Origin of the sequence: Nocardia violaceofusca NBRC 14427, assembly GCF_963869435.1 — a bacterium.
Lineage (GTDB): Bacteria > Actinomycetota > Actinomycetes > Mycobacteriales > Mycobacteriaceae > Nocardia > Nocardia aobensis.
Map to the genome: position 1 here is coordinate 176,118 of NZ_CAWMPM010000006.1, position 7,750 is coordinate 183,867.

Here is a 7,750-nt window from a genome sequence, read left to right on the forward strand (position 1 = left end):
CTGTTCTCCCGGCCGTCCACGCGCCGGCGGCTTCCCGCGGTCTCGCCGCGCGCGGCGACTCTGCGGCGGCCGCCGGTGGTTTCCGCGGCGCTCTCCGCCCGGCGGCGGCCCGCGGGCACGGGGGCACGGCGGGGTGCGGGTTCGGGCTCGTAGTCGTCGAAGTCGGCGAGCCGGCCGAACGGGCGGGCCAGCAGGACCGCGATGGCGGTGGTCAAGGGAACCGACAGCGCCAGGCAGATGCCGCCGACCGCGGAACGGGTGATTTCGATGGCCACCGCGTCACCGGTCAGCACGTCGCGAATGGAGCGACCGGCGACGGAGAACATCAGCAACAGCGGCAGCGCACCGCCGGCGTAGGCGAGGACCAGCGTGTAGACCGTACTGGCGATGTGGTCGCGGCCGACGCGCATGGCGGCCGCGAAAATCTCACGCCGCGTCGCCTCTTCGTCGAGGGCGGCGAGTTCGAAGGCGGCCGAGGCCTGGGTGATGGTCACGTCGTTGAGCACACCGAGCGAGCCGATGATGAAGCCCGCGAGCAGAAGGCCGGTAATGCTGACGTGCTGGATATAGGTCGCGACGTTGGTGTTCTGCTCCTCCGACAGACCGGTCAGATGAGTCACCTCCAGCGCGACCCAGGACAGCACCGCCGCGAGCACCATCGCGCTGAGCGTGCCCAGCAACGCCGAACTGGTCCGCAGATTGACGCCGTGCGCCAGATACAGGACCGCGTAGAGAATCAGCGCTCCCGATACGAGGGCGACCGGTATCGCCGGCTTCCCGTCGAGCAGGGCGGGCAGCAGGAATACGACCAGCACCCCGAACGCGAACACCAGGCCGAGCACCGCGCGCAATCCGCGCCATCGCGCCACCACCACGATGACCGCCACGAAGACGAGCGTGATCAGCAACAGCGGCATTCCGCGCGAAAAGTCGTCGAAGGAATAGATGGTGGTGCCGCTCGGATCGTCCTGCCGAACCAGCCGAATGTGGTCTCCCGCATGCAAATCCGGCTGTCCCGGCCCCGGCGCGATTTCGAGCAGCGTCCGGCTGCCTTTGTTCGGCCCCGAATCGATCGAGACCAGACTGCGCTGGCAGGTATAGGAATTCGTCGGCGGCGGTTGCGGAGTATCGGGAAAGGCGCGCCCGTTCGACGGACTACCGCACGGCCCCATATCCTGCATCGCCACGGTGCCGGCCTCGGTCTGCACCGCCCCACCGCCGCCGTTCTGCATCGGCAACGGAATATCCACATGCTGCCGGCTGGGCCACAACCAGATCATGGCGATCACGACGATCACCCCGACCGCGGTGAGCACCCCCACCACCACCCGAGCCGCCGTAGCCCCGATAGCAATAGGCCCGGAATGGTCATGATGGTGATGATGATGCTCGCTCACCGCAGCGAGCTTAAAGGAAGTTATTTGCAGTGCCGCCTCTCCGCGTATTTCTGCCGGATTCCGGCGCGTGCGGAGGAGCGTTGGCGGCCGACGGCGAGACCGTGGCCACGTTTGCCCGTCCCCGACGAGTTACCCATGTCCACCCGAAATCAGTGGTAGCAATCCGTACGCCTGATCACGCAAGAACATGGGTAACTCACCGGGCACGGGCTAACAGAACCAGTCGACCATCCGCCGGCCGCCAACGCATAGAACCACGCACCTGAATCAGGCCAAAATTCGCGGAGAGGCGGTACAGGGAGTGCGGGCGGCGGAGAGCAGGGGGATGTCTCCGCCGCCCGAAAGGGATCCGACGGCCCAGGGGGGTAGGCGGTCGAATCCAGGGCCGAGCGACCCAGGGGGGGTAGGCGGCTCGGCCGGGCACTGTGAGTGCCGAGGACTACTGTACACAAAAGTTCGAAGTTTGCGCCAGTGAAGTCTTCAAAAACCTACTTTTCCAAACTCCCGGTTTGTTTTGGCTCGTCCCGGCCCCGACTACTGGCGATAGCTGGAGAGGAAGTTACCGAAGCGCTCGATCGCCACGGCGAGGTCCCGGGCCCACGGCAGCGTCACGATGCGCAGATGATCGTGCTGCGGCCAGTTGAAACCGGTGCCCTGCACCATGAGGATCTTCTCCTGAAGCAGCAGGTCGAGCACCAGCTTGCCGTCGTCGTGGATCTCGTGGACCTCGGGATCCAGCCGCGGGAACGCGTACAGCGCGCCCTTCGGCTTCACGCACGAGACGCCGGGGATCATATTGAGCTTCTCCCAGGCCACATCGCGCTGCTCGAGCAGCCGCCCGCCGGGCAGGATCAGATCCTCGATGCTCTGGTAGCCGCCCAGCGCCACCTGAATCGCGTGCTGAGCGGGCACGTTCGGGCACAGCCGGGTGGAGGCCAGCAGGTCGATGCCCTCGAGGAATCCGGCCGCGTGTTCCTTCGGGCCGGTGATGACCAGCCAGCCCGACCGGTATCCGGCGACGCGATAGGCCTTGGACAGGCCGTTGAAGGTGAGGCACAGCAGGTCGGGAGCCAGGCTCGCGAGCGAGATGTGCTTGGTGTCGTCGTAGAGGATCTTGTCGTAGATCTCGTCGGCGAGCAGCAGCAGCTGATGCTTGCGAGCGAGGTCGACCAGCTGCTGCAACACCTCCGACGAGTACACCGCGCCGGTCGGATTGTTCGGGTTGATCACCAGCAGCGCCTTGGTCTTGTCGGTGATCTTGGATTCGATATCGGCCACGTCCGGCTGCCAGCCGTTGGATTCGTCGCACAGGTAGTGCACGGCGGTGCCGCCGGCCAGGCTGGTCATGGCAGTCCACAGCGGATAGTCCGGGGCGGGGATGAGCACCTCGTCGCCGCTGTTCAGCAGGGCCTGCATCGTCATCGTGATCAGTTCGGAGACGCCGTTGCCCAGATAGACGTCGTCCACATCGAACTCGGGGAAGCCGGGGACCAGCTCGTACCGGGTCACGATCGCGCGGCGCGCGGGCAGGATGCCCTTGGATTCGGAGTAGCCCTGCGCGTACGGCAGCGCGGCGATCATGTCACGCATGATCACATCGGGCGCGTCGAAACCGAACGGCGCCGGATTGCCGATGTTCAGCTTCAGGATGCGATGGCCCTCGGCCTCCAGTCGTGCCGCATGTGCGTGTACCGGCCCACGGATTTCGTAGAGAACATTCTGGAGCTTCAGGGACTGCTCCAGAACCCGGGGCGGCTGATGCGATGACTGACTGGTAGGGCTCACCTGTTCAATGGTGCCACCGCTCCGCAACTCCATATCCGAGGCATCGCCACCGCGCCACATCGGCGTTGTGCCGGTCACATCGGGCGCCGTGGGCCGCCGTTCAGGTGGGCGGATTGGCCGGCAGCATCCCCGTGGCGACCGTCGTGCCGCAGAACTCCTCGATCCGTTCGTCCAGGCGGCGCGCCTCGACCGCGTCGCGGAAGCGCGGGGTCGCGATCCGGCGGCGCAACCCGGTGAGCCGTTCCTCGAGTTGCGCGATGCGGCGGTCCTCGGAGAGTTCGAGTACCGGACTGAGGGCGTCCCCGGCGCCGTCGAGACTGCCGTTGATCAACTGGGCCGCCGCGTTGTCCACCCGCGCCAGCGCCTCGGCCCCGTAGGACCGCTGTTCGCGCGGGCCGCCGCTGTACAACTCGATCGTGCGCAGGGTTTCGGCCAGTGCCGGCTCGGCCTGGCCGAGATGGATGTACGTGGCGCCCGCGTAGTAATGGCTCTTGGCCTCCGGGAAGCCGAAGACGCCGCCGGTTTCGTCGTGCAGTTCGTCGGTCCCGGTACCCGTGCGCGCGGCCTCGGCGGCGCGGATGCAGCGTTCGGCGTCGGCGGCGCTACCCAGTTTGGACCAGATCCGCGCCTCGATGTTGTGCAGCCGGACCTTCGCGGTCACCGAATCCGCGTACTGCTGACCGTTCTGCGCCAGTGCCACCGCCCGGCGCGGCCGTTCGGACCAGTATTCGATCAGCGCCTGCATACCGCGCGTCCACGCGCGTAATCCGTTGTGGCCGCACAGTTCCGCGTACGCCCAGGCCGCGCGGGCCTGTTCCCCGGCGGCGTCGAGATGTCCGAGATCGGTACTGGCGTTGGCCAGCAGACCCGACAGCGTGCCGGCCAGCAGATACAAATGGCTTGTGTCCGCGGGCTTCTGGTGGCCCTCGAGCAACCGGTACACCCGCCGGCGCACCCGCAGCATCTCCACCATCATCGGAACCGGCGGCACGTGGACGTACTCCCTGGCGATGCGGGTGGCATCGGCGTCGAGTTGTTCCAGCGCGGAGGCGCCGACATTACTCGCCTCGGCGCGACCGGCGTGCTCGCTGGCTTCGTGGGCAGCCGCCATGATCAGATCCCTCTCCGAAATCTCGGCTAACGCATCACCTCTCATCGCACCGGCGTCTACGAGTGCCAAAAGTTCCGCGTCGCTCGAATACTTGCTGTGCGCCGAATGACCTTGACGCACCTCGAATTCCGGTCCCGGCCGATCGATGACGGGCTGATCGATCATGGCCGCGAACCGCGCCCGCACGACTTCGTCGGACCTGGCGAGTGATGTGTCCAGCGCGGCCTGGTTGACCGGGCGCGGATGCACCCGGGCACCGCCCGCTTCCCATTTCGACACCAGGCGTTCGTGAACTCCCAGATGGGCCGCGAACTCCCTGATGCTCATGCGTTTGGCATCGCGGAGGGCACGGGCTTCCTTACCTGACCACTGCCGGACCACGATGTCCCCTTCCGCGCGAACTCGTCTCCAGAGTACGAGCGGTCGGTGAGCACGGCCACATCCGAAATCGAGCTGGTACAAGGAAATTGGCTGGTCCCGGCGATTTGGGCAGTGAAAGGGCAGTGCAGAGCGCGCGTGGGGGCGTTTCGGAGACGTCGCAGTGGCGGGAGCCTTGAAGATATCGAGGGAGTCGCCGTGAAGGTCGGGAAACTGTGAACGTCGAGAAGCTCAGAACCGCCGACGACTGGGTGATGTTCTATCGGCATCACGCCGGTCTGACATGTATCCAGCGTGGTGGATTCGTCACGCTGCCGGTGACCGGCACCGTCGGTGTCGTGCATCTGCCGGCCGACCGCGCCGAAGCGGTGTGCCGATCGCTCACCGAGCACGGCGGATGCGGGCCGGTACTGGCCCGGCGCGTGCGGTGGAGCTTCCTCGTGTTGCCCGACAGCCGGCCCGGTGGGCAGGTCGCGGACATTCTCCAACGTCTCGATATCGGCATCCCGGCCGTCGGCGGCGAGATCATGATGCCCACCAGCCTGGGCCGATGGACCCGGGAGGGCTGCCACTGGATCGTGGCGCCGGGGTCCGGCCTGGAACTTCCACCCCTTTCGATAGTCGTCACGACGGCGCTGGCGGTGGGAAGAGGCGGCGAGGACTGAACCCGCAGACCGGTCCTCGCCGCTGCCGATCCGGGTCCGCCTCGTTACCTGTCGGGGGCGGACCCGGATTCGGAACACGGGTGCGAAAATCAGATCCGGAACGTACCTTCTTCAGATTTGACCCTTTTGTGACATGAAGACGTTTAAGATTGCCGGATGAAGCTCCAGCGCCTTACCGCGATATCCGCACTGGTCGTCGGCGCCGTCACCGCCGGAACCGTTGCCGCGCACGCCGAACCGGCCGCCGCGCCCCAACCGGCCGCGATCAAGTACTCCATGAAACTCGTCGACAAGACCGTGGTGACCACCCTGCAGGGCGGCACCTTCCGGATCGCCGCGGACGGCAAGTCCTACGCGATCACCGATCCCCACGGCGCCACCGTCGTCTCACTCCCGACCGAAGTGCGCGTCGCCGGGACGGAGGTGCCGGTGAAACCGGTGGTCAAGAACGACGGGACCGTCCTCGAGTTGACGCCGCAGCGCACCGTCACCGTCGACAAGCCGGTCACCGTCCAGCCGATCGCCTCGCCGATGGAAAACCATCGCGCGATGAACGAATTCGAAACCAACTTCGGTGTCGCGACCGCCGTCGGCACCTTCCTCGGCACCGCGGTCGGCGCCATCGTCGGCGGTGTCACCGGCTGCATTCTGGGCCTGCCGCTGCTGGGCGTCGGCTGCATTCCGGCCGCGGTCGCGGGGGCCGGCATCGGCGGTATCCTCGGCACCATCGCGATCGGCGGACCCGCGCTGGCGATCACCGGATTCGACGTGATCGGCACGCTGTCGGCCGCGCCCGGCACGACGAAATGGGCCGACGACAAGTAGGTCCGCTCCGGCGGATCGCGGTCCGGCTGTGCCGCAACCCGATTCGCCACATCGTGCATTGTGAGAGCCCCCAGGACTGGGGGCTCCTGCCCTGGTGGGCGTGCGCGTAGCATCGACCCGCCTGCGTGGCCGAAAGCGCTGAGCTCCAAGCGAACTCACCGCAAACCCGCAGGTGTGACGGCGCTCGTCGAGGGGGCGAGCGCCGAGATTCGATGACGGAACGGAAATATCGATGAATCTCCGCAGCCTCACCGCGGCCTCCGCGCTCACCATCGGCGCACTGACCGCCGGGCTGACCACCGCCCACGCCGACCCGGCTCCCACGCCGGAGCAGTCCGGGATCAGGTACTCGGTCAAACTCGTGGACAAGACGGTCGTCACGACCTTGCAAGGGGGGACCTTCCGGCTCGCGCAGGACGAAAAGTCCTACTCCGTCACCGATTCCCACGGTGCCACCGTGGTCTCGCTGCCCACCGATGTGCGGGTCGACGACGTCGCCGTTCCGGTGAAGCCGGTGGTGAAGAACGACGGCACCGTCCTCGAACTGACGCCGCAGAAGACGATGACCACCGACCATCCGGTCGCCGTCCAGCCGATCGCCTCGCCGCTCGAGAACCAGCGCGCGATGAACGATTTCTCCACGCAATTCGGAATCGCCACGGCCGTGGGCGGATTCGTCGGCACCGCGATCGGCGTCGTGGTCGGCGGAATCACCGGCTGCATCCTGGGCCTGCCGCTGTTCGGCGTCGGCTGCCTCCCAGCCGCGATCGCCGGCGCCGGCGTCGGCGGCATCCTCGGCACCATCGCCGTCGGTGGACCGGCCCTGGGCATCGCGGGACTGGATCTGATCAACACCCTGCAAGCCGCCCCCGGAACCAGCAAGTGGGCCAAGGACACCGCGGGCAACTAGAGAGTTACGCCACGCACCATCGAAGGCCGGTCGCTCGAGCAGCGGCCGGCCTTCGGCGTTATCGGTGAACCCGCCGCAAACCGACGACGCCTCGAACCGATTGCCGTCGTCGGCAGAAAACAGGGGATACGACGAAGGGGCGCCGCCGGTGTCGGCAGCGCCCCTACGCGGTGTGGCGAATTTACTTCTTGCGGCTGCCCGGGGCCTTCGCTCCGGACTTGAAGCCCAGGCCCCCCGGCTTGGCGGTCGGGGGCTGGACCTCACCGTTGCCGCTGTCGGCGGAGCCGGTGGCGGTCGCCGTGGTCGACTCCGGTGCCTCCGATGCGGACTCCGGCTCGGTCGCGGGGGCCTCGGCTGCTTCGCCGGCAGCCGTATCGGCCGGTGCCGCACCGTTACCGGATTCCGTTGCCGCCGGAGCGGATTCGGCAGCGGCGGGCTTCGCGGCGCCGGGGGCCTTGGGGCCGGGGCGCTTGAAGCCGGACTTCATCGCCAGACCCTTCGGCGCCACCGTCGGTTTGGTCTCGGTGGGGCCGGTGGACGTGGCGGTTTCCGCAGGAGCCTCCGCGGACGCGGCCTCGGCGGCGGGCGCCTCGGCAGCCTCGGCCTCGGCTTCGGCCGGGGCTTCGCTCGCGGGCTTGGCGCCCGGAGCCTTGGCCTTGCCCTTCATGGCGAGACCCTT

5 protein-coding genes and 2 pseudogenes are annotated in these 7,750 nt (G+C 67.4%); 3 read left to right on the forward strand and 4 right to left on the reverse strand.

Annotation, left to right across the window (positions count from 1 at the left end; all coding sequences use genetic code 11):
• Positions 1 to 173: 173 nt before the first annotated feature.
• The 3 genes and pseudogenes from AC5592_RS07490 to AC5592_RS07500 form a co-directional block, all read right to left on the reverse strand.
• A pseudogene (locus AC5592_RS07490) lies at positions 174 to 1,397 on the reverse strand (YibE/F family protein); the annotation flags it as partial.
• Between the two features lie 534 nt (positions 1,398 to 1,931).
• Positions 1,932 to 3,209, reverse strand: coding sequence for a pyridoxal phosphate-dependent aminotransferase (locus AC5592_RS07495; protein WP_371507140.1), 1,278 nt, complete (start codon positions 3,207 to 3,209; stop codon positions 1,932 to 1,934).
• Positions 3,210 to 3,282: 73 nt separating this feature from the next.
• Positions 3,283 to 4,620 (reverse strand): NsdA family TPR-like regulatory protein, encoded by a 1,338-nt coding sequence (locus AC5592_RS07500; protein ID WP_083871332.1) that lies wholly within the window; start codon positions 4,618 to 4,620, stop codon positions 3,283 to 3,285.
• A gap of 266 nt (positions 4,621 to 4,886) precedes the next feature.
• On the opposite strand from AC5592_RS07500, the gene AC5592_RS07505 reads away from it, so the two are divergent.
• From AC5592_RS07505 to AC5592_RS07515, 3 genes are all read left to right on the forward strand, one after another.
• The gene (locus AC5592_RS07505) at positions 4,887 to 5,336 is read left to right on the forward strand and encodes a hypothetical protein (RefSeq protein WP_036506629.1); all 450 of its coding nucleotides are present in this window, start codon (positions 4,887 to 4,889) and stop codon (positions 5,334 to 5,336) included.
• A gap of 156 nt (positions 5,337 to 5,492) precedes the next feature.
• Complete coding sequence (locus AC5592_RS07510) at positions 5,493 to 6,161, forward strand: DUF8020 domain-containing protein (RefSeq protein WP_036506632.1); 669 nt, start codon at positions 5,493 to 5,495, stop codon at positions 6,159 to 6,161.
• A gap of 232 nt (positions 6,162 to 6,393) precedes the next feature.
• Positions 6,394 to 7,071, forward strand: coding sequence for a DUF8020 domain-containing protein (locus tag AC5592_RS07515; protein WP_036506635.1), 678 nt, complete (start codon positions 6,394 to 6,396; stop codon positions 7,069 to 7,071).
• A 181-nt stretch (positions 7,072 to 7,252) separates the two neighbouring features.
• Here the strand turns inward: AC5592_RS07515 and AC5592_RS07520 are convergent.
• Positions 7,253 to 7,750, reverse strand: a pseudogene (locus AC5592_RS07520) (Fe-S oxidoreductase); the annotation flags it as partial.

Excerpts from the sequence above, each read along its gene's own strand:
- AC5592_RS07510 (WP_036506632.1), top strand. The coding sequence starts at position 5,493 with ATGAAGCTCCAGCGCCTTACCGCGATATCCGCACTGGTCGTCGGCGCC.
- AC5592_RS07500 (WP_083871332.1), bottom strand. The coding sequence starts at position 4,620 with ATGAGCATCAGGGAGTTCGCGGCCCATCTGGGAGTTCACGAACGCCTG.
- AC5592_RS07515 (WP_036506635.1), top strand. The coding sequence starts at position 6,394 with ATGAATCTCCGCAGCCTCACCGCGGCCTCCGCGCTCACCATCGGCGCA.